At 68.0% G+C, this 19,920-nt stretch carries 12 protein-coding genes; 3 read left to right on the forward strand and 9 right to left on the reverse strand.

All coding sequences use genetic code 11. The annotated features are described in order from the left end of the window. Window positions 1-12 precede the first annotated feature (12 nt). A complete protein-coding gene (locus C1I95_RS19620) occupies window positions 13-267 on the reverse strand; it encodes a hypothetical protein (RefSeq protein WP_111215279.1) in 255 nt (84 codons plus the stop codon). Window positions 268-587: 320 nt separating this feature from the next. Here C1I95_RS19620 and C1I95_RS19625 point away from each other — a divergent pair, with 320 nt between their 5' ends. The 3 genes from C1I95_RS19625 (at window position 588) to C1I95_RS36440 (ending at window position 2,470) form a co-directional block, all read left to right on the forward strand. Beyond that, complete coding sequence (locus C1I95_RS19625) at window positions 588-1,106, forward strand: hypothetical protein (protein WP_111215280.1); 519 nt, start codon at window positions 588-590, stop codon at window positions 1,104-1,106. Between the two features lie 89 nt (window positions 1,107-1,195). Beyond that, window positions 1,196-1,966: a helix-turn-helix transcriptional regulator gene (locus C1I95_RS36435; protein ID WP_233513758.1), complete on the forward strand. Its 771-nt coding sequence runs from the start codon at window positions 1,196-1,198 to the stop codon at window positions 1,964-1,966. Window positions 1,967-2,059: 93 nt separating this feature from the next. Continuing rightward, window positions 2,060-2,470 carry a hypothetical protein gene (locus C1I95_RS36440; RefSeq protein WP_233513759.1) on the forward strand — a complete coding sequence of 137 codons (411 nt, stop codon included), beginning with the start codon at window positions 2,060-2,062 and terminating at the stop codon, window positions 2,468-2,470. Here the strand turns inward: C1I95_RS36440 and C1I95_RS19640 are convergent. From C1I95_RS19640 to C1I95_RS19675, 8 genes are all read right to left on the reverse strand, one after another. Continuing rightward, window positions 2,450-3,502: an NAD-dependent epimerase/dehydratase family protein gene (locus C1I95_RS19640; RefSeq protein ID WP_111215281.1), complete on the reverse strand. Its 1,053-nt coding sequence runs from the start codon at window positions 3,500-3,502 to the stop codon at window positions 2,450-2,452. The genes C1I95_RS36440 and C1I95_RS19640 overlap by 21 nt on opposite strands. An 869-nt stretch (window positions 3,503-4,371) precedes the next feature. Further along, entirely contained in the window at window positions 4,372-8,373 is a 4,002-nt protein-coding gene (locus C1I95_RS19645; protein WP_111215282.1) for an Eco57I restriction-modification methylase domain-containing protein, read from the reverse strand. Further along, window positions 8,370-11,216 (reverse strand): DUF8741 domain-containing protein, encoded by a 2,847-nt coding sequence (locus tag C1I95_RS19650; protein WP_233513760.1) that lies wholly within the window; start codon window positions 11,214-11,216, stop codon window positions 8,370-8,372. The genes C1I95_RS19645 and C1I95_RS19650 overlap by 4 nt, the downstream gene beginning before the upstream one ends. 23 nt (window positions 11,217-11,239) lie before the next feature. After that, window positions 11,240-16,411 carry a DEAD/DEAH box helicase gene (locus C1I95_RS19655; RefSeq protein ID WP_111215284.1) on the reverse strand — a complete coding sequence of 1,724 codons (5,172 nt, stop codon included), beginning with the start codon at window positions 16,409-16,411 and terminating at the stop codon, window positions 11,240-11,242. A 233-nt stretch (window positions 16,412-16,644) separates the two neighbouring features. After that, the gene (locus tag C1I95_RS19660) at window positions 16,645-16,995 is read right to left on the reverse strand and encodes a DUF2203 domain-containing protein (RefSeq protein WP_111215285.1); all 351 of its coding nucleotides are present in this window, start codon (window positions 16,993-16,995) and stop codon (window positions 16,645-16,647) included. Between the two features lie 46 nt (window positions 16,996-17,041). Further along, the gene (proC, locus tag C1I95_RS19665) at window positions 17,042-17,860 is read right to left on the reverse strand and encodes a pyrroline-5-carboxylate reductase (protein ID WP_111215286.1); all 819 of its coding nucleotides are present in this window, start codon (window positions 17,858-17,860) and stop codon (window positions 17,042-17,044) included. A 69-nt stretch (window positions 17,861-17,929) separates the two neighbouring features. Continuing rightward, a complete protein-coding gene (locus tag C1I95_RS19670) occupies window positions 17,930-18,958 on the reverse strand; it encodes a 6-phosphofructokinase (RefSeq protein ID WP_111215287.1) in 1,029 nt (342 codons plus the stop codon). A 209-nt stretch (window positions 18,959-19,167) separates the two neighbouring features. After that, a complete protein-coding gene (locus C1I95_RS19675; RefSeq protein WP_111215288.1) occupies window positions 19,168-19,665 on the reverse strand; it encodes a polyadenylate-specific 3'-exoribonuclease AS in 498 nt (165 codons plus the stop codon). Between the last annotated feature and the right edge of the window lie 255 nt (window positions 19,666-19,920).

A 19,920-nucleotide genomic window follows, 5' to 3' on the forward strand; every position in this document is an offset into this window, starting at 1 on the left:
CCCCGAGCCCGGTCACGCCCACACCCAGGCGTCCGGGTCACCGGCGGCGACCAACTCATCGACCCGCGCGTCGGCGACCCCGGCCGCCCGCAACGTGTCCCGCCCCCAGCGGGCCACCCGGCACGGATGCGGAACCCGCTCACTGCGGCACAGCGGACCCGCCGGCCACCGCTCCGGCGCATGCTTCACCACCGCCCGCACGGCCACCACCACATCCTCGTCACTGACCGGCACCACCACCGGAAAGTCGTCCAGCACCGCCGCCATGGAAAGCCCTTCCGCCGCATCGAGAGTTGGAGCGGCACCGGAGCGGGCGGGGACGACGGACGCGCACGGGGATACGCCCCACCGGAGCCCAGCACCCGCCCCGGGCCATGCCTCCAACCTCCCGGCCAAGGCGTTCCCGCCCCAGAGCAGCAACTCGGCGAAACCTGCGCAGAGGTGTTGCATCACGATCATCGTGTGCAGCTCTGCCGGTATCGCCGCTGACGGAGCCAGCGCTGGGAGCGCTTCAGGAAGATCTCGGTTGCCAGTGCGGCTCCCTCTGCGAAACTTTGCTGGTGAGCCCAACGTCAAAGGTGTCCCATGTGGACGGTATGCAGTTCATGGTTTCGTGGTGGATGGCGGTTAGACAGCAGTGCGAACGAATCCTGCCTGCGGAACCTGCGTACCGACTTCGCGGCACCCGGCAGGCAGACGCCTACCTGTTCGTATGGGCAGCGCACAACCTCAGGACAGCGGCGGAACTGGTCCGCCGTTCGGCCCCGCTTGACGTGCAGGAGCAGATTCAGAGCACCATTGAGGACTTCGATACGAGGGCCCCTGACGTCCGGAAGCTCCGGAACGCCTTGTCGCATTTCGACGCATTCGTCTACGGAGAGGGGCGGCCCCAGAAGGGCCGAGAGGCCGCCCATCTTGGCGTCTACACCGTCGCTCATGACGGGGATTACGAACTCGTGGTGAGCTTGGCGGTCGGTGAGCCCGTCCTTCGCCTTTCAGTCGAGAAAACAACCGAAGCCGCCAACGCCCTCTTCCGAGCAGTGGGTCTGGCCGTCGACGAGCTGCCGCTGCCGTCACTGAGGGACGTCGCCAACTGGAACGAGTAGCGCCCGCGTAGGCGCGGCTGTTGCACCACGAGCACCGGCTAGAGTAACTATGTAGTGACTCTTGGTGACAGCTTCAACGGAGGTGCTTGGTGCCCCTGAGGCGACGACACCGGCTTGCGCTCCGGCGAAAGGCGCTCGGTCACACCCAGGAGAGCCTCGCGGAAAAGCTCGGCGTTGACCGGACGACTGTCGTCCGTTGGGAACGTGGCGAGTCTGCGCCTCAACCCTGGGTACGGCTCGGTCTTGCGGAAGCCCTCCAGACAACCGTCGATCAGCTGGACGAGTTGCTGTGTGACGTAGAAGAGGTCAAACCTGCCCAGCAGACGCCCTCATGGACCAGTCGTGGTGCCATCGCCGATCCACGCCTCGTGAGCGACGCAGCCGACTTGCTCGCCAACGATCCGTTGTTACTCACAGCGCCGATTTCTCACGACTCCATTGAGTCGTTACAGAGCGACATGGCGGTGCTGGCTCGGACCGTCAGCACGGCCGCGTTCGATGTCTTCACTACCGCCCGGCGCCTCTGCATCGAAGCCCGGACGCTGGCCGAGCGAGCCCGTCGGCCGCGCGACCTTACCGATCTCTATGTGGTCATCGGCCAGGGAACCGCCCTGATGGCGTCGGCAGCATTCGACCTCGGGTACTGGAATGACTCGGCGGCCCTTTCCCGTACCGCCAACCAGTATGCGGATCTGGCCGGACAGCCATCTCTGGTGACGTGGACGTTCGGTCTCCAAATGACACTCGCCAACTGGCGCAATGAGCCGGACGCCGCGCTGGCGTACTTCGTCAAGGCGTTGCCACGCGCACCTGGTGGCGAACCGATGCTCAGGCTTCGTCACATCGCTGCACGTTCCTAGGCCCTGCTTGGTAACTCATCGGCCCTTCGGGAGGCACTACAGGCTGCCGGTCGGGACCGGGATCTCGCAGCGAAACGGCCGGATGACCTCAGCGTGTCGTTCGGAGGTGAGTTCGCCTTCGGGCCAGCCAGGGCCGCAGCTTGTGCGGCCGCCGCATGGCTCGACGTCGGAGATGGTGAAGAGGCAGCCAGGTACGCGCAGGAGGCCCTTGAAGCCTACAACCGGTTGTCGCCTACCCGGCGGCCATACTCGCAGATCAACGGCAGCAAGATCGACCTGGCGGCTGCTCACCTGTGCCTGGAAGAAAGGGACGGAGCTATCCAGACGCTGAGCGACGTTCTGGACCTTGCTGGCGGGAGGCGCAACACATCGCTGGCAGGTCGAATGACAAGAGTTCGGTACCTGCTGGCCAAATCCCCATGGGAACACGACCCGAAAGCGCAGCACCTCGCCATGGAGGTCTCCGGATGGCTGTCCGAGAGTTCACCTGGGCTGATCAACTGACCTGTGCCATGCGGCCAACACCTGGGCTTCCTTTTCCGGACTCAGACCGATCTCGGCTACCCGTACGTTCGCCAGGGCAGCCCCGCTGGTCGTGAGCCACTGCCAGGTATCGGCGACCGTCTCTCGCAGCGGACGGCAGCGCAGGCCGGCCACGTAAGCCTTGGACGAATCGACCTGCCACACTCCCTCGAAGGTGCGCCACAGCGGCAGCTCCGACCACTGCCGCACGCCATGCCGCACGAGCAGGTCATCGGGAACCCAGGTAAGAACCGGAGCTTCGTCGGTCGCGTCGGCGCAAGCCCGGAGCAGGCCACCGAAGGTGGCATCGCCAACGGGGCGAGAAATGTTGTACGCGCCGGATAGGCCATCAACGATCGCGTGTAGCGCGAACGCCGCGACGTCACGCACATCGATCGGTTGAATCGTTCGGTCGGGCGTGCCGGGCGCCAAGATCTCTCCCCCGGCTGCTACTCGTCGGAGCCACCAAGGAAGGCGGCCAACGTACTCGCGAGGACCGAGTATCACCCCAGGACGCAGGACTATGGCCCTCTCCTCACCAAACGCGGAAGCCACCGCCGCCTCGCAACCGGACTTCTGATAGCCGTACCGCGTAGGTCCGTCCTCCGTGTCGGTGCCGTAGTCGGGTCCGGCGTCGGGTGGGCATGCAAGCACCTCGGATTCCTCGGTGAGCGGCTTCACCGGCCAGTCCCGGTAGACGCTGACCGTTGACATGAAGAGATAGCGATGCGCTATCGGGGCGAGAGCCCTGGCCACGCCTAACACATTTGCCGGGATGTAGCCGGACGTGTCCACCACGGCCTCCCAGGGACCGGCAGCGAGCAGTGCGGCTACGTCGGCTGGCCTCGTCCGGTCGCCCCGGACCAGTCGCACACCTCCCTGCCCAGCGGTCGTGCCGCCGCGGTTGAAGATGGTGACGTCCCAGCCAGCCGAATGGGCCGCAGAGACGATAGCGTGGCCCACGAATTGGGTACCTCCGAGGACCAGCAGACGCCTGCCGCCCTCGTGAGACACACCTTCCGACCTAGCCGACCGCGTCGGGTGCTCGTTGTCTGCCGCCGAGGCGTTCACTCATGCACCTCCCGAGGGTGCTGGAACTGGCATGAAGGCCATAAGCACTCCAGTTCTCACAGATTCCTCTACCACGCGCTCGTCGTCCCAGCCGCCAACAAGATCCAATGCCTCACCGAGCCGACGTTGATGCAACTCGCTCCAGCTACGCCGAGCCTGGTCGACACTGCCGTAACGACTCCCACCTTGCACACACGTCCCCAGACCAGCGAGGAACGTCCGGAGGTCGACCCCACTACATCCACGCCGGATATCCTGGACAGGAATTCCGACCGTCTTCTGTGCACTCCCGAGCCTCAGTCGCCTAGCCCACAAAAGCCTAAGCAACTCCATGGCCTCAACAACAAAAGTCCAGGTTTCGAACGGGCCATGAGGCGGATGGTCCGACCTACTGCAATGCGATCCAGTACGGCATAGAGCAGGCGCAGGAACTGGCACACTCGGATCGATTTGAGGCGACGAGAGGCTACTCCTCCACGGAGGCGAAGGAAGCACGTAGTACACCGGAGCAGAGGGCTTGAGAACATAAGCTTTAAGCTGTGGAATATCGAGTTGGACGACATGTCGAAACGGATCAGAGAACCCACCGACTGTGCCCTTGTTTTCGAAGATCAGGCATTTTCCGCCACCCAACGACCGGAAAGCCATGTCCCAGTTATCAGCCCCCCGTTGAGTCGGCGCCCATAGCACGGCCTCCGGGTTGCTAGCGATAATGGCAGCACTCACCCAACAATCAACCGTATGCTCGGGAAGACTTCGCACCTGCCGCCCCATCTCTCCCCAGACTAGGGGCCGAGGACGTTGGACAGCGCTCACGCCTTCACCCCTTCAAAGCCTCCACTGGGCGGCGGGTCGAGTGGAGTCACATAGCTTGCACCCCGTCGGACAGCAGCAGCCATGGCGTCGTAGCGTTCGAGGATGAGACGCTTGGTGCGGTATTCTCCGTGGCTGGCCTCGTCCTTCTGACGGACGACCTTGAAGGTGCCCATGATGTAGTCGACATCGTCTCGGTCGACGCCGTAGAGGTGGAAATACGCCGCGTCCAGCTCGGCGCGGAGCAGCCCGCGGCGGCCTGGATCCCATCCGAACGGCGGGCCATCGTAGCCTAGGTCGCGGGCGTAGGGCGCGAGGTCATACGCGGTGTAGGTCAACTCCAGCACCCGTGCGGTGATCCAGCCATCCAGCGATCCACCTTCCGGGGCCCACGGTGCCGACTCGTCATAGCGCTCGGGCAACAGCACCGGGAGTTGCTTAATAAGGAAATAGTTGAGGTTTGCTCCGCTGACCTTCTGACGCAACACGTAGTCGGCGACGAATGAGGAAAGATTTGCAACAACGCCACTTGCGGAGCGGTTGGCAGTAGCAACGAAGGCTGAATCACCTACGCCGGACATGGGAACGATGAAAGGAACGAGAGTACGTTCATCCACAGCCCTGGCAATTTTCCGCCACCCGAAGAGCCACCGGTGCCGCCACGACCGGCCCGCTAGCCGACTGTTCACCTCAGCCTCGGCTACCCAATAACGCGGGACCGGTAGATGCGTCGGATCAGCGTGCGCAGCGTCATCGAAACGTGGCAAGGTTCCTTTGTTTAGCTGCTCCTGCGTCGCCCCGTCGTAGGTGGAGTAGCGGTGATCGAAGTGATGGGCCATCTTTGCCTCATACAGAGGCAACATCAGCTCATCATCGCGAATAAGGACATTGCCGTCGACCTGCCAGGCTTTGTCTGCCAGGTCGCCTGCCGTACGGAAGAGGCCAGAGTCGTTGGCCATGTGAAACATGGACATCAAGGAAAGGCCCCATGGGTTGCCGTCCGGCGCCCCCTCGCGCCACAGCACCGGAACTCGGCGATAGATGCCGAGGGTGATCTCGGCGTCCCGGCGCGACAGAAACGCCGGACACGTACCTGTATTCGGGTTGAGCAAAGTGATCTCGTCGGGCACCAGCGAGTAGGCGCGCGGACCGATCTGGTTTGCCTGACGCACACGGAACACCAGTGAGATGCGCTCGACCTGACGTTGCCGACCACCGATCGTGAACAGTGCGAACCGGAACTGGTTGTGCACGTTCGGGAAGATGCGATCCTCGTTCTCGAAGTCATACAGCGAGACGAGGCTCTTCGTAACCACCAGGTCCTTGAAGAAGTCCTGGGTGGTGGCGTCGGTGGCGATGCCGGTGGGGACGATGATGCCGAGCTGGCCTCGCGGGTGCAGGATCACCCGGGCTGTCTCGGTGAAGACTGAGTACGTGTTGATGTCGCCCTTGCCGGTCAGCGGGTAGCGACCTGACGACCGCAGCAGGTGGCTGAAGCCGTCCGCCTCGTGCAGGGCGGCGATCCACTCGGCGTACAGCGTCTGCTTGGCTGGTTCGTCGCTGGCGGCCAGGGCCGCGATGGCCTTCTTGCGGGCGGCGGCGTTTTTGGCGTTGGCGATCTCCGGTTCGCGGGAGGCGAAGAACTCCTGTTCCTGGAGCTTGACCCGCTCCCAGGGTGGGTTGCCGAGGACGCAGGAGAAGCCACCCTGCCAGCCGGTCGCCTCGTTCACCGGGCCGTACTCGGGCACCCGGAAGATGTGCGGGAACTCAATGTGCCAGTGGAAGAAGCGGTACTGCTGGCTCAACTCGTCCACCAGGGACTCGGCGCGGTGCATCTCCAGGGTCGCTTCCCCCTTGGCCAGCCTCTCCAGCACCTGCTGGGTGATCGCGCTGAGTCGGGTCTCCTGAGTCTTCGGCTGCACGAAGGCAGCACACCAGGCGTCGGCTATCAACTTGGCCGGCTTCCGGTCCTCCTCCAGCGCCTTCGCCCGCCTGGCCTGCACGTGCACGTCGGCGAGCGAGGTAGGCGGCTTCGCGTACACGATCTCCTTGGCCGCGTTCGCGAGCGCGGTATTGGCGACGTCGAAGCCCGAGACGTGGAAGAGGGTGTCCTGGCCGCCCAGCTCATCCGCGTTCTGTCTCTTCAGTGCGGTGGCGACCTTCTTGTCATCGCCGGTCAGGGCGGTGAAGGCGGCGTCGGAGATGCCGTCCTTGAGGAGTTTGGGGGTGACGCCGAGCAGGGAGTTGCCGACCCGGATGTTGGCGTCGAGGTAGCCGAGCGGGCGGCCCGGCTCCATGGCTTCCAGCCACAGGGACACCTTGGCCAGTTCGGCGGCCATCTCGTTGACGTCGACGCCGTAGATGCAGCGGGCCACCACCCGGCGCATCGCCGAGCGGACCGCGTCCGGGGCGGGTTCCAGCTCGTCGGTTTCCTCGGCAGCCACCCGCTTGGCGATCCGGCGGGCCGCCGCGATCAGGAAGTGCCCCGACCCACAGGCCGGATCGCAGACCGTCAGGTCGAGCAGCGCCTTTATGCGTTCCTCGGGGGTGGGCAGCGCGGTGGCCTCGTCCAGCAGCGGGTCCAGTGCCGAGTCGAGTAGGCACTCCACCAGCGAGGATGGCGTGTAGTAGGAGCCGGTCGTCTTGCGCTCGTTGCCGGCCAGCCGTTCGGCGTGGAAGCGGCGGGCCGCCGGGTCCCAGCGGGGGCGCAGTTCCAGCAGCGACTCGTAGACGCTGCCCAGTTCCTCCGCGCCGAGGTGCTGGAAGTCGACCCGCTGCCGGCCGGCGCCCTTGCGGGCGGGCAGCACGGCCAGAGCTTCGACGGCACGCAGCAGCGCGGTGTTGCTCAGGCTGGCCTCGGCGATCGGCTTGTCCAGCGGGCCGGGCTCGTAGAGGCCGCCGATGCCGGGCAGGCCCAGGGCCGGGTTGCCGGACTCTTCACCAAGGAGCCGGAAGACCAGCCGCACCGACTCCCACAGGTCCCCGTGGCCGGAGTGCCTGCGGCGCAGCGCCAGCTCGCGCAATCGACGGGCCGAGAAGTACGTGTCGTAGCAGCGTCGCGCCTCGGGGGTCGCCGCCGGGTCGAGCAGCGCGTCGCGGTCCTCGGCGACGAACCAGAACAGCAGCCGGTAGACCAGGCGCAGCAGGGAACGCTTGTAGTCCTCAAGCGACAGGGTGGCGTCGATGCGCTGCCGCAGGGCCGCGTTGTCGGGGTGGTCGAGGAAGCCGGTACCGAGGATCTCCAGCGCCGCCTCCACCCCGTCGCGGAGTTGTTCCAGGGCCCGTTCGCCCTGCTTGGCTCCCTCCGTACGCCAGGCTTCCAGGAGGCACGACGACGGCCCGGCCGCCGCGTCGCGGGCGGCGAGTCGGGTGGCGTGCGCCACCCGGTAGAGCAGCACGAAGTCGGGGAACAGGTCACCCTCGAAGATCGCCTCCAGGTCGAATTCGAGGTACGCGACACCGACCAGGCTGGTCGAGTCGCGTAGCAGCCGCAGCCGCTGCCCGTTCGCGACGACACCCCACAGGTGCTGCTCGGAACGGTTGAGGAGCTGCTGCATCAGCGAGTGCGGGGCGGCGGCAGCCGCGCCGCGCATCCCCGCCGTGCGCCGGTCCAGGTCCGTGCCCCAGCCGAGCAGATGCACCGGTACGGCATCCCAGCGGTGACTGACCGGGAACGGTTTCTCGTCCACGGTGATGCCGCCGGGCAGCGCCTCGACGGGGTCGTAGCCCAGCTCGCGGAGCAGAATCAGCAGCCAGCGTTCCCGGGTCAGCCGGGTGCTGTCGCCGGAGCGGGCGCGGTGCCGCGCGAAGTCGCGCCACACGTCCTGGAGGTAGGCGTAGGAGCGGTTGGCGTAGCGGCGTACCGACTCGCCGGACTGGAGGCCGTAGCTGGCGGCGTCGGCGCCGGGCAGCTCGGCCGCGCCGTCGCCGATCCGCTGCACCAGGCCGGCGGGAAGCAGCCCGCCCTCGACCCGGACGGCGGGATAGGTCACGGCGGTCATGAGGTGGCCTCCGGGAGGTAGACGTAGACGCCGAGCACGTCGGCGGGTTTCTGGGCGGCGACGGTGATCTGGCGGCGGACCCGCTGCCCGGCCGCCTCCCGCACCCGGATATGCGAGGTACGCAGCGCGTCGGCGAGCCGGTCGGCGGTGCCGTTCAGGTGCGGTACGACCTCGTCGAGCTTGCCGATCACCCGCTCCAGCAGCGGGGTGGCCGCCTCGGGCAGCACGTTGCCGGTCGGCGTGGCCGTCAGCAGCGTCGCCACCTCCTCGTCGGGCAGCCACTCGGCGGCGGCCGGAGCACCCCGGAACGCCAGCAGCCGGGCCTCCTCGGCGACCAGCCGACGCGGCTCGGCGACCGCCGCCCGGGTCGGCAGGGTCAGGTGCAGCCGGAACCGCACCAGCAACAGGGTCGTCCGCTTCGCCACCGCCGAGGTACGCATCACCCCGGCCCGCCGGGCGGGCCGCTGGTCGGCGGGAACCGTCGGGTCCAGCGCGCTCTCCAGCAGGTAGCGGGCCAGCGCGGCGACGTACGGATCGGTGCGGTCCAGGTGGGCGGCGCGGGCCGGAGTGGGTAGCTCGCGGTGCAGCGCGAGGGTTGTCGGGTAGCCGGCCGGGAAGGCGTCACGCAGCGGCAACGGCAGGACGCTGGTACTGGTGTCGAAGCCGTCGGGCTTGCCGACCACGTCTCCGCCGAGCGCGGCGAACCCGGTCCGGGCGAAGTCGGCGACCTCGTCCGGTGCGCCGAGGCTGGCCCGGATCTCGGCCAACTCGGCGGCCACCTCGGCGGGCTGGATGCCGCGCTGGGCGTACTTGGTGCGGGACTCCTTCTCCTTCAGCGCCGCACTGTCCCACTCGCGGTGCAGGTCCTCGCGGGACTCGGTGCCGAGCCCTTCGATGGTGAGCTGCTCCGGTGCGTCCGGGGCGATCAGCAGCTCCTGGGCGATGGTCTGGAGCACGTCGTCGCTGCGGTCCGGCACCGGCACCGAAACGCCGAGCGCCTTACGGATCTGCTCGTGCTTGCGCAGCAGCACCTTGAGCACGATCTCGTCGATCCGGTTGTCCGTGCCGTAGATCATCACGGCGCGGACCTTCGGGGCCCGCTGACCGAACCGGTCGACCCGCCCCTCCCGCTGCTCGTGGCGGGTCGGGTTCCAGGCCAGGTCGTAGTGCACCACCGCCTGGAAGGCGTCCTGGAGGTTGACGCCCTCGGAGAGGCAGTCGGTGGCCACCAGCACCGGCCGGCGTTTCGGGTCGGCGGTCAACTCCTTGATCCGGTCCGTGCGCTCCTCCGGCGGCAGGGCGCCGGTGACGCAGCCGACCGCGAAGTTCCTACCCAGCGCGGCGGCCAGCCGCTCCGCAACGTACTCGGCAGTGTCGATGTATCGGCAGAACACGACCGGGTTGAAGCCGTCGCCGAGCAGCGCCTTGACCTCCTTGACCAGCAGGTCGAGCTTGTTGTCGCCCTTGGCGGCGAGGGCCTCGGCGCGGCGGGCGAAGGCGAGCAGCTTACGGCGTTCCGGGCTGCCCGAGTCGGCGTCGGTCTCCGCGCCGGGCACCAGGTCCACCGACTCCTGGGTTTCGTCGTCCGGCAGGTCCAGCACCGCGGCCCGGCCCAACGCGTCGGCCTCGTCGGCGTCGGTGGCATCGGCGTTGGCCGCCCGGGTGCGCAGCGTCGCGGCGGCGGCCTGCGGTGACGAGGCCATCGCCCGCAGCAGGGCCAGCGCCGACCAGTAACGCACCCGCTGGCGGACCTGCCCGCCGATCGGGTCACGGACCGCCTGCCGGGCGTAGCTGACCACGTCGTCGAAGAGGCCCTTGTAGTCGCCGGTCAGCCGGTAGGCGCGCTCGGTCGACTCCCGGTCCTCCGGGAACGGGGTGTCCTCCAGGAAACGGCGGATGTCCACCCGGCGGCGTTGCACGAAGTGCCGAGCCAGCAACTCCCGGCCCTCGGCGCGGTCCAGGTCGACGGTTTCCAGTCGCGGGTCGAGCAGTCCGACGAGGTTACGGAAGCCGGCGTCCTTGCCGCTGTGCGGGGTGGCGGTGACCAGGATCAGGTGCCGGTCGGCGCGGGCAGCGAGCCGCCGCACCAGTTCGTGCCGGAGCATCCGGGACCGGCCACCACGGTTGCTGTCGTCCAGCACGGCGGAGTGCGCCTCGTCGACGATGACCAGGTCGGGGGCGCCGCGCAGAAACTGGTCACGCAGCTCCGGGCGCTTGATGTAGTCGGTGGAGACCACCACGTGCCGGTACCGGTCGAAGATGGACTGCGCGCCGACCAGGTCCCGCTCCAGCCGGCGTACGGTGCCGGGCAGCACCAGCTCGGCGGCGATGCCGAACTTCTCGGCCAACTCCCGCTGCCACTGCTCGGCCAGGGCCGGGCTGCACAGCACCGCCAGCCCGTCCGCGTCGCCCTGGGCCAGCAGCTCGGCGGCGATCAGGCCGGACTCGACGGTCTTGCCGATGCCGACGTCGTCGGCGATCAGCAGCCGGACGGTGTCCTGCCGCAACGCCATCAGCAGCGGCACCAGCTGGTAGGGCCGAGGCTCGACGGCCAGCCCGCCGAGCGACCGGAACGGCCCGCCAGTGGAGCGGAAACCGATCCGCAGCGCGGTACGCAGCAGACCGGCGCGGCTGGCATTGCCGGCGTCGGTGGGGTCGGGATAGGCGAAGGTGGCTTCGCTGACGGTCTCCAGGTCGGGCAGCACGGCGGCCCGCTCGTCGTCCGAGCCGCCGAGGGGGCGCAGCACCAGCAGGCCCGGCTCTGACTCGGGCAGCACCACCCACTCCCGGCCGCGTGCCCTGACCAGCGTGCCCGGCTCGAACCGCTCCGCGGTCACCGTCACCGTCCCACCTTCCGCCCGTACGCTCATCGCGCCCCTGCCTGGTGCTGCCCGAACACGCTCGGGTAGCGGTCTACTGCCTGCTGCCACTCCCCGACCGCCGCCCTGATCGGCGTCCACCCCGCGTCGATGAGGCTCTCCTCGGCGTCGAGATCCCGTTCCGCGCCGAACGGTTCGTCGGCGGCATCCACGAACACCGCCGCCCGGTGGTCGCGATAGACAAGGTCGACCAAGGCCTCGGCCATCCGCTCCCGGCCGCCGTCCGGCGTCCGATAACCCGCCTGCGTCAGCCAGGCTACGAATTCGGCTGCGCGGGCACTTGTATCGAGGCGCTCGGCGGCGGCTGCTGCGGTGCCGTTTCGCGTGGTTCGCGAGCCGGCCAGGTCGAGCAACAGGTCCGTGATCAGGTGCCGGTCGATCAGCCGATGGTAAGGCTGGTTGGAGTACGACAAGAGGCAGTCGTAGCAGCCCTGGACGCAGCGGTCGTCGCCATCGAACACACCCTGCTCCGCCTCCTCACCGCTCACCGGGTCGAAGTGGGCGATCCGCAGCGCCTCGGCCGCGACCTGGCTGATCGCCGCCGGTTCCTCGACCAGCCGGCGCAGCACACCGGCACCGCCCTCAGCGCTCTCGATGAACAGCATTCGGCCCTGCTCGTCGAGGTCGGGCAGCAGTTCGCCGGTGAGTTCCGAGTCCTCCAGTTGGAAGGTCGCCTCGATGCCGCGTTCCAGGGCGTACAGCAGTGACATCGCCTCCTCGTGCCGCGCCTTGCGGGCGAGCCGCAGCACCAGGATGTTGCGCCGATCCTCGACGTACGGAATCACCCGCTGCTTGCGCTTGATCTCGTCAACGGAGCCGAGGTCTTCCTCGTCGGTCGTTCTCTCGGCCGCCTTCGACTCCGAGAGCCACTCCCCGTTGGTGGTATCGAGCCAGAAGCCACGGATCTTCTGATCCTTGCGCCGGGTCAACCCCAGGTTGGCCCGGCGGACGGTGGCCGCGTCGCCATACACCAGGGTCGCCACTGCCGAACCGTCCTCCGGTGCCACCATGGCGGTGAGCTTGCCGGGCCGCCCGCCGTGCTGATGGAAGCGGTACGAGGTCTCGATCTGGAAGCCTGAGCGGCGACGTTCCTCTTCGTCCGACGAAATTCGTTCCCGGCGCTGGGTGCGAACCGTGTACGGGCGCAGCAGGTTCTCGTCGGTCACGCCGAGCCGTTCACCACAGCTTTCACACACGTCGATTCCCGGCACATCGTCGTGCAGATGCCCGCAGGCGCGGCAGCGCCGAGCGGAGGTGGTGAGCAGATTGTCCTTGCCCGGCTCCGCCGCCTGCTGCAACTGCACACTACGCACCATGTAGCGGGCGCCCTCGTGGTAGATCAGCGCGCCGGGGCCAAACTCGCTGATACCGATGAACCGAGGTCGATGGATGTAATCACCCTGCCGCTGGCCGTTCAGGCCCGGTATGTAGGCAGCCAACGGAAGCCGAGGGAAGGAGTAGCCCGGCAGGAAACCCTCGGAGGCCAGGTAGCGGTAGGTGTAGAAGTCGGTCTGCGGTTCGTCGGAATCCTCGTTACGCAGTAGGTCGAGCTGTACCCGGGCGTCGTTGGCCCGCCGATGTGCCTCTTCCCGAGCCTTGTGCGAGACGTTGGTGTCGACCGCTCGACGGCCCTGCACCTCGTACTCCTTGAAGGCCGCTCGGTAGAGCTTGCGCCACCGGTCCAGCGCCTCCTCGAAGCTGCGCGGGGCACGCTCGATGACGTCGGCCACCCAGGTCGGACGCCACCAGGGTGCACTCGGCAATTCCCCGTCCAGGTCGCTGGCGAGCGCATCGGTGGCACGGGCCAAGGCCCGGCGTCGGGCCTCCGGATCATCGATCGACTTCTTCAGCTTCGCCAGCAGCTCAAGGGCTGGATTGTCCCCACCGGTCTCCATCACCGCCGCCAGCGAGCTGGGCAGTTCCTCCTTCGTCTCGGCCAGCCAGATCGCCTGAAGGTGCGAGCGGACCAGATCCTCGTTGGCCAGGTCGAGGCGGGGCGGTTGCACCGCGCCGCCCACCATCTTGGTCTGCCGTTTGAAGTAGTACTGGTCGTGGGCGCTGCCGGTCGAGCAGTAGGTGACCACCAGGGCTGGCTGACCGGAGCGGCCCGCCCGGCCGGCCCGCTGGGCGTAGTTGGCCGGCGTCGGCGGCACGTTGCGCAGCGCGACCGCGTTGAGTTCCTTGATGTCGACGCCCAGCTCCATCGTGGGCGAGCAGAACAGCAGCGGCAGGTCACCTTCCCGGAACTCCCGCTCTCGCTCCTGCCGAACGTCCGGCGTCACCTGGGCGGTGTGTTCCTTGGCCTGAAGACCGGTGAGCAGGTGCGACGTGTCGCGGTAGAGGTCGCGGAAAAAGGTGTTGACCCGAGCGCCGACCTCTCCGGAGAGTTGCTTGCGGACCCGGTCCTCGGCGCCCGCCTTGCCGTCGCCGGCCTGCCAGAGCAACGCGTCGGACCGGAGCCGATACCCGCCGATCAGGTCCTCACCTTCACCCGGCGCCGCTTGGATCACCAAGCCCGCCTCCGTGAGCGCCGCCAGCAGGTCACGGATCATGCCCTGCGCGTCGGCGATCCCGCAGGACTGGCCGGGACGTTCGTACTGCCGCTTGAGGTACTTACCGAGGGCACCACGGCCGGACAGGTGCAGGTACGAGCGAGGGCGGCCCTTGCCGCTCGGCTTGGGAAAGGCGATGGCCGCCACAGTGGATCGCTCCCGCACGCCGAGCGCCCAGGGTTCGGCAAGGTGCTGAACCGAGAGCCGGCGGATCTCGTCGAACCCCTCCTCAGTCAGGCACCGCACGTCGATGGCCAGGTTACGACGCATCTCGTCGAGCAAGGTCGCGGCAATCTCGTACCGATGTTCCGGGCTGTCGTCGCGTAGCAGGTGATGGCTGCCCTCCCAGATCTCCTGGTCGGCCGCGACCTCATCGAGGTAGCGGTAGCCGATACGCAGCAGGCCGGTCTGTTCCAGGTTCGGCATGGTCACCCGCCAGCCGCGCTCCAGATCCAGGTAGAGCCGGTAGTTGACCAATTCGCGCAGGGCCCGCCGGATCTCCTCCTTGCCGTAGCGGACCTCCGGCCGCCGGGCGAACTCAGCCAGCTGCAACCCGAGCGCCTCGGTGACCTGCTGCGCCACTCGCTCGTGAGTGAGGCCTTCCGGCTCCTTCTCCGCCGCACGGTAGAGGGCCCCCCGGAGCTGCACCACCTGCACGAAGTCGTTGAAGTGCCCGGCCTGGAGCGAAGCGTCCTGCCGATTGTCGACGAATGAGAGCAGCTTGCGTGCCGCCTTGCCGAGCGCTGGTTCGGCGCGCAGCGCCCGGACGACGCTGGCCCCAATGACCGACAGCGCCGAGCTGCGGCCCTCGGTGGAGAGCTTGGCGAGCTGGGCGAAGTCCTTGCCCCGCTGACGCTCGTAGGAGACCCGGCAGCGAAGACAGAACCGGAAGGGCGCGGCGACCCAGGCAGCGATGACCCCCTTGCCCGGGTCGACCTCGAATCCCTCGGCGTCGATGTGCACCACCTCGGGCAGATACTTGCGCTTGTCCTCAGCCGGGACAGTGCTCCCGTCGTCGGCGAGCACCGTCCACGAGTACGGCAGCCGGCCGTCCTGCACAGCGATCTCCAGGCTCTCCGGCCACGGCTGGTCGTCGCTGAGATAGAGGTAGCCGCCGTCCTCACTGCTGTCCGCGTCCTGCCGCGCTTCGAAGCCGTTCACCGTCCGGCGGACGGTGAGGTACTCCTGTCCGCACTCCCGACAGAACGCCAGCGGCACGAGGATCTTTCGTTCCGTGGGACCACTGTCCGGCGAGACTGTCTGGTAACGGCTGGTGATGTGCCGCCGAGCCGGCGACTCGACGGTGACGTAGACGTTGTCGCCCTTGGAAAGGAACTGATGCAGCCGAAACGCGAACACCGGCCGGTCAGTCTCCGGGTCGATGAGCTGAGCGCCTGCTTGAAGTATCGCCTGGATCGCGGCCTGGCAGCCGCCGATGGGCTCGCCGGTCACCTGGGCGAGGTTATCGGCGGCGTCGGGAACGGTACGCGGCACCCGCTTACGGACCAGCCGGCCCGTGCCTTCCTCTGGCTCGACGCCAAACGTGCTCTCCACCCAGTGGGCCAGCGGGTCCCGCCGGAAGGCGTCGAGATCCGGTTGGTGCCCTGCCCGGTGCCAGTGCCGAACCCGAGCGGCGAGGCCGCCAGCGTCTGAGCCGCCACCCGTGGTGGCGCGCCGTAGAGACTCTCCGATGACATGCTCCGGCTGGACGGCCTGCCCGAACAGCCGAGTCGCCACGTCGGCAACGGCCGCTCGCTGATACGCGGCATCACCCTCGGTCGTCATGGTGGCAGACGTGCCGATGCACTGGAGGTCCGGCGCGGCGCAGGCATCCTTCGCCCGGCGGACCAGGAACGCCACGTCAGCTCCCTGCCGCCCCCGGTACGTGTGTAATTCGTCGAGCACGAGGAACCACAGGCCGCGGGCCGCCCGGATCAGCCGGTCCCGCTCTCGGTGCCGGGTCAGCACCAGTTCGAGCATCACGTAGTTGGTCAGCAGGATGTCCGGCGGGTCATTCAGGATTCGGCGCTTGGCCTCGGCATTCTCCTGGCCGGTATAACGGTCGAAGCTGACAGGTGGCGCGCCGTCCGGAAAACCCCAGCGAACGAACTTCTCCAGTTCGTACAGCTGGCTGTTGGCAAGCGCGTTCATCGGGTAGACGATGATCGCCTTGACGCCTGGCTGGTACGTCCCGTCCGCCTTCGCGCGCAGCACCCGGTCAACGATCGGCACGATGTAGGACAGGCTCTTGCCCGAGCCGGTGCCCGTGGTCAACACGAAGCTGTGACCGCCTTGGGCGGTGACGATGGCCTCCCGCTGATGCTGGTGCAAGAGCAGCGGTTGGTTGCCCGGATCACTCTGATGTTTCTTGATACGGAAGATCCGCGCGTTGTCCGGATGCAGGAGGCCCTCGGCGATCAACTCGTCAATCGTCCCACCCGTGGCAAAATTCGGATTCAGCGACAGGTACGGTGCCGGCCACTGGTAGCCCGAGGCGTGCAGCGTCTCTACGTGCTTCCGGACATGAGCGTCACGAGGATCGACGAAACTCGACGTGAACTCGCGGTAGTCCTCGATGAGTCGATCCCGCACATCGAAGACATCCATGTGCACTCCCCACACCTCACTGCATGAGGCCCCGATTTAACCACTCGGCAACCGATTCCGAAGACCTCGGTGCCAGGTCGAGACCTACCTTGACCAATGTTGCGAGTCAACAGACGCCATCCGTCCATCGGTCAACCGACCGACAGCGAAACCGTCTGTCGACATTCTGACTCAACGTCCCATCGCATCCGATATGGCGCGATCCGTCAAAGTCTCGGGCGCGATGACGGGGGTCAGATGGGGCGGCGGCCGGCGAAGCCGCAGTCGGCGCGGTGGTACCAGCGCACGTCGCTGTCCCCCTCCAGCCAGCACCAGAGCACCTGCCGGCCGTCGCGCTCGCCGGGGAAGTCGAGCAGTACCGGCGCCACGCTCTTGACCTCGATGCCGTGCTGCTGAATCTCGTCCAGGACCGCGTACAGCCGGGCTTCCAGGGCCTTGACCTCGGGCCGGCCGCCGAGCGCGCTGACCCCGTGGGTGGTCAGGTCGGCCTGCAACTCGGCCAGGTCGGCCCGGACCCGGATCAGCTCGTCGACGCGGGGGTGCAGGGTGGCCACCAGGTGCCGGGCCTGGGCGAGTGTGAACACCGCGCCAGTATGCGGCACACCGGTCACCGGAACGACCCGGTGAGTCTCACTCGGCCTGGGCGGCCAGCTCCCGGGCCCGGTCGCGGGCCGCTTCCAGGGCGGCCAGCAGCGCCGCGCGTACGCCGTGGTTCTCCAGCTCGCGGATGGCGGAGATGGTGGTGCCGGCGGGTGAGGTGACCGCCTCGCGCAGCTTCACCGGGTGCTCGCCGGAGTCGCGCAGCATCACCGCCGAACCGATCGCGGTCTGCACGATCAGGTCGTGCGCCACCTGGCGGGGCAGGCCGAGCAGGATGCCGGCGTCGGTCATCGCCTCCACCAGCAGGTAGAAGTACGCCGGACCGGAGCCGGAGAGGGCAGTCACCGCGTCCTGCTGGGTCTCGGGCACCCGGATCGTCGCGCCCAGCGGCTTGAACATCTCCTCGGCCAGCGCCAGGTGCGTGCCGGTGGCGTGCGCCCCGGCGGAGATGGCGGTCATCGCCTGGTCCACCAGGGCCGGCGTGTTGGTCATGACCCGGACCACCGGCGTGCCCTCGGGCAGCCGGCGGCTGAAGAAGCTGCTCGGCAGGCCGGCGCAGAGCGAGATCACCAGCTTGTCGGCGGGCACCTTGGGCCCGATCTCGTCCAGCAGCGCGGCGGCGTCCTGCGGCTTGACCGAGATGGCCAGCACCTCGGCCTCGTCGACCGCGGTGAGGTTGTCCACCACCCGTACGCCGTAGCGGGCGGTCAGTTCCTCGGCGCGCGCCGGCCGGCGGGCGGTGGCCAGCAGCCGGTCCACCGGCCAGCCCGAGCGCAGCAGCCCGGAGAGCATCAGCTCACCGATCTTGCCCGCGCCGATCACCGCAACGGTGTGCACCCCGGCTGACACCTGACGTACCCCCTCTGTGGGCCGGCGTCGCGGCGGACCGGGTGGCCCGCCGCGACGCCGGAACGACGATCAGCTACCGAAGAAGACCTCGGCCTCGGCGTACCGCTCCAGCGGGACGGTCTTCAGCTCGCGGGTGGCCTCGGCGAGCGGAACGCGGACGATGTCCGTGCTCTGCATCGCGACCATCTTGCCCCAGTCGCCCTCGTGCACGGCGTCGATCGCCTGCAGGCCGAGCCGGGTGGCGAGCACCCGGTCGAACGCGGTCGGGGTGCCGCCGCGCTGGATGTGCCCGAGCACCACGGTGCGGGCCTCCTTGCCGGTCTTGGCCTCCAACTGCTCGGCCAGCCACTGGCCGATGCCGCCGAGCCGGACGTGACCGAACGAGTCCAGCTCCTGGTTCTGCAGGACCATCTGGCCCTCCAGCGGCTGGGCGCCCTCAGCGACCACGACGATCGGGGCGTACTGGTGCTGGAAGCGCTTCTCGACGTAGCCGGCGACCTGCTCGACGTCGAACTGCCGCTCGGGCAGCAGGATCACGTTCGCGCCACCGGCCAGGCCGGCGTGCAGGGCGATCCAGCCGGCGTGCCGGCCCATCACCTCGACCACCAGGGTGCGGTGGTGGCTCTCGGCGGTGGTGTGCAGCCGGTCGATCGCCTCCATCGCGATGTTGACCGCGGTGTCGAAGCCGAAGGTGTAGTCGGTGGCGCCGAGGTCGTTGTCGATGGTCTTCGGCACGCCGATGACGTTGACGCCCAGCTCGTGCAGCTTGGTGGCGACGCCGAGGGTGTCCTCACCGCCGATGGCGATGAGCGCGTCGACGCCCTGCGCGGCCAGGTTCTCCTTGATCCGCTCGACGCCGTTTTCGATCTTGAAGGGGTTGGTCCGGGAGGAGCCGAGGATCGTGCCGCCGCGCGGCAGGATCCCGCGGACCTCCGCGATGCCCAGCGGACGGGACAGCCCCTCCAGCGGGCCCTTCCAGCCGTCCCGGAAACCCACGAACTCATGGCCGTAGCTGGCGACACCCTTGCGGACCACCGCCCGGATGACCGCGTTGAGACCCGGGCAGTCGCCGCCGCCGGTGAGCACGCCGATACGCATGATCTGCTCATCCTCCTGGGGAGATCTGGTCAAGCCCGATCAAGCCCCAGGATATGTGTCAGGTCAGACCCTCGGCACCGTTGCCGGCCCGGGGCGGGCCGTCACTGCGAACTGTAGTCGCCGCGGGCTGACGCCCGACACCGCGGCCCCGCTACCGGCGGGTAGTCGAGCGCGCCAAACTACCCAGGCTGGGCCACAACGGGCCAAACCTACGAACCGGTCATCGCCCGCCACCGGGCCAGATTGTGCCGGGCGTCGACCAGGGCGTCGTGCCGGGCCGCGTCGGCGCTCGGCAGCCGCGGTCTCCCACGGTCGTCCCACAGCTGCCGCAGTTCCTTGGTGAACCGGGGGATCTCCCGGGGCAGGGCCGGCATCGCCCCCCACAGCTGCGCCAGCGCCAGATGGTCGTACGCGGCGTACCAGGCCCACAGCTCCAGTTCCTCGCCGGGACGCTCCCGGATCGGCTCGACGAGGAAGTCGTACAGCTCGTCGCGGATGCGCTCGCGGGAGCGCCAGGACCGGTCGGCCGGGGAGGGCAGCTTGTCCAGCACGTTGCGACGCACCCAGGGCACCGCCCGGGACGCGTCGAACTCGGTGGAGACCGCGTAGAACTCGCGGCCGTACTCATCGACAACGCCGATCGAGACCAGCTCGACGGTTCGGCCGTCCTCGATGAACTCGCAGTCGTAGAAGTAGCGGTAGGCCATCCCCGCCATCCTCGCCGACGCCCTTTTGAGCGTGACGGGCGGGGCAACCGGGCCGGGAGCGCTTCCATCAATCTCGACAAGGCGACATCCCCAGCTCGAAGCTGTCACGGAAGTGATTTGAGGGGTGTACAGCACGCGACCAGAGCGTCATGATCTGATGTGTACCGCTGCCGGACGCCGCACGGGTGTCAACCATCTCGTCAGGGCCGTCAGGCTCACCCGGTGAGCGAGTTGGGGTCCTTGACCGGGGAGGGG

The organism is Micromonospora craterilacus (assembly GCF_003236315.1).
Taxonomy (GTDB): Bacteria; Actinomycetota; Actinomycetes; order Mycobacteriales; family Micromonosporaceae; genus Micromonospora; species Micromonospora craterilacus.

What these genes read in the sequence shown, in the direction of transcription:
- C1I95_RS19670 (WP_111215287.1), bottom strand. Translation starts at nt 18,958, where the DNA reads ATGCGTATCGGCGTGCTCACCGGCGGCGGCGACTGCCCGGGTCTCAAC.
- C1I95_RS19655 (WP_111215284.1), bottom strand. Translation starts at nt 16,411, where the DNA reads ATGGATGTCTTCGATGTGCGGGATCGACTCATCGAGGACTACCGCGAG.
- C1I95_RS19675 (WP_111215288.1), bottom strand. Translation starts at nt 19,665, where the DNA reads ATGGCCTACCGCTACTTCTACGACTGCGAGTTCATCGAGGACGGCCGA.
- C1I95_RS19620 (WP_111215279.1), bottom strand. Translation starts at nt 267, where the DNA reads ATGGCGGCGGTGCTGGACGACTTTCCGGTGGTGGTGCCGGTCAGTGAC.
- C1I95_RS19645 (WP_111215282.1), bottom strand. Translation starts at nt 8,373, where the DNA reads ATGACCGCCGTGACCTATCCCGCCGTCCGGGTCGAGGGCGGGCTGCTT.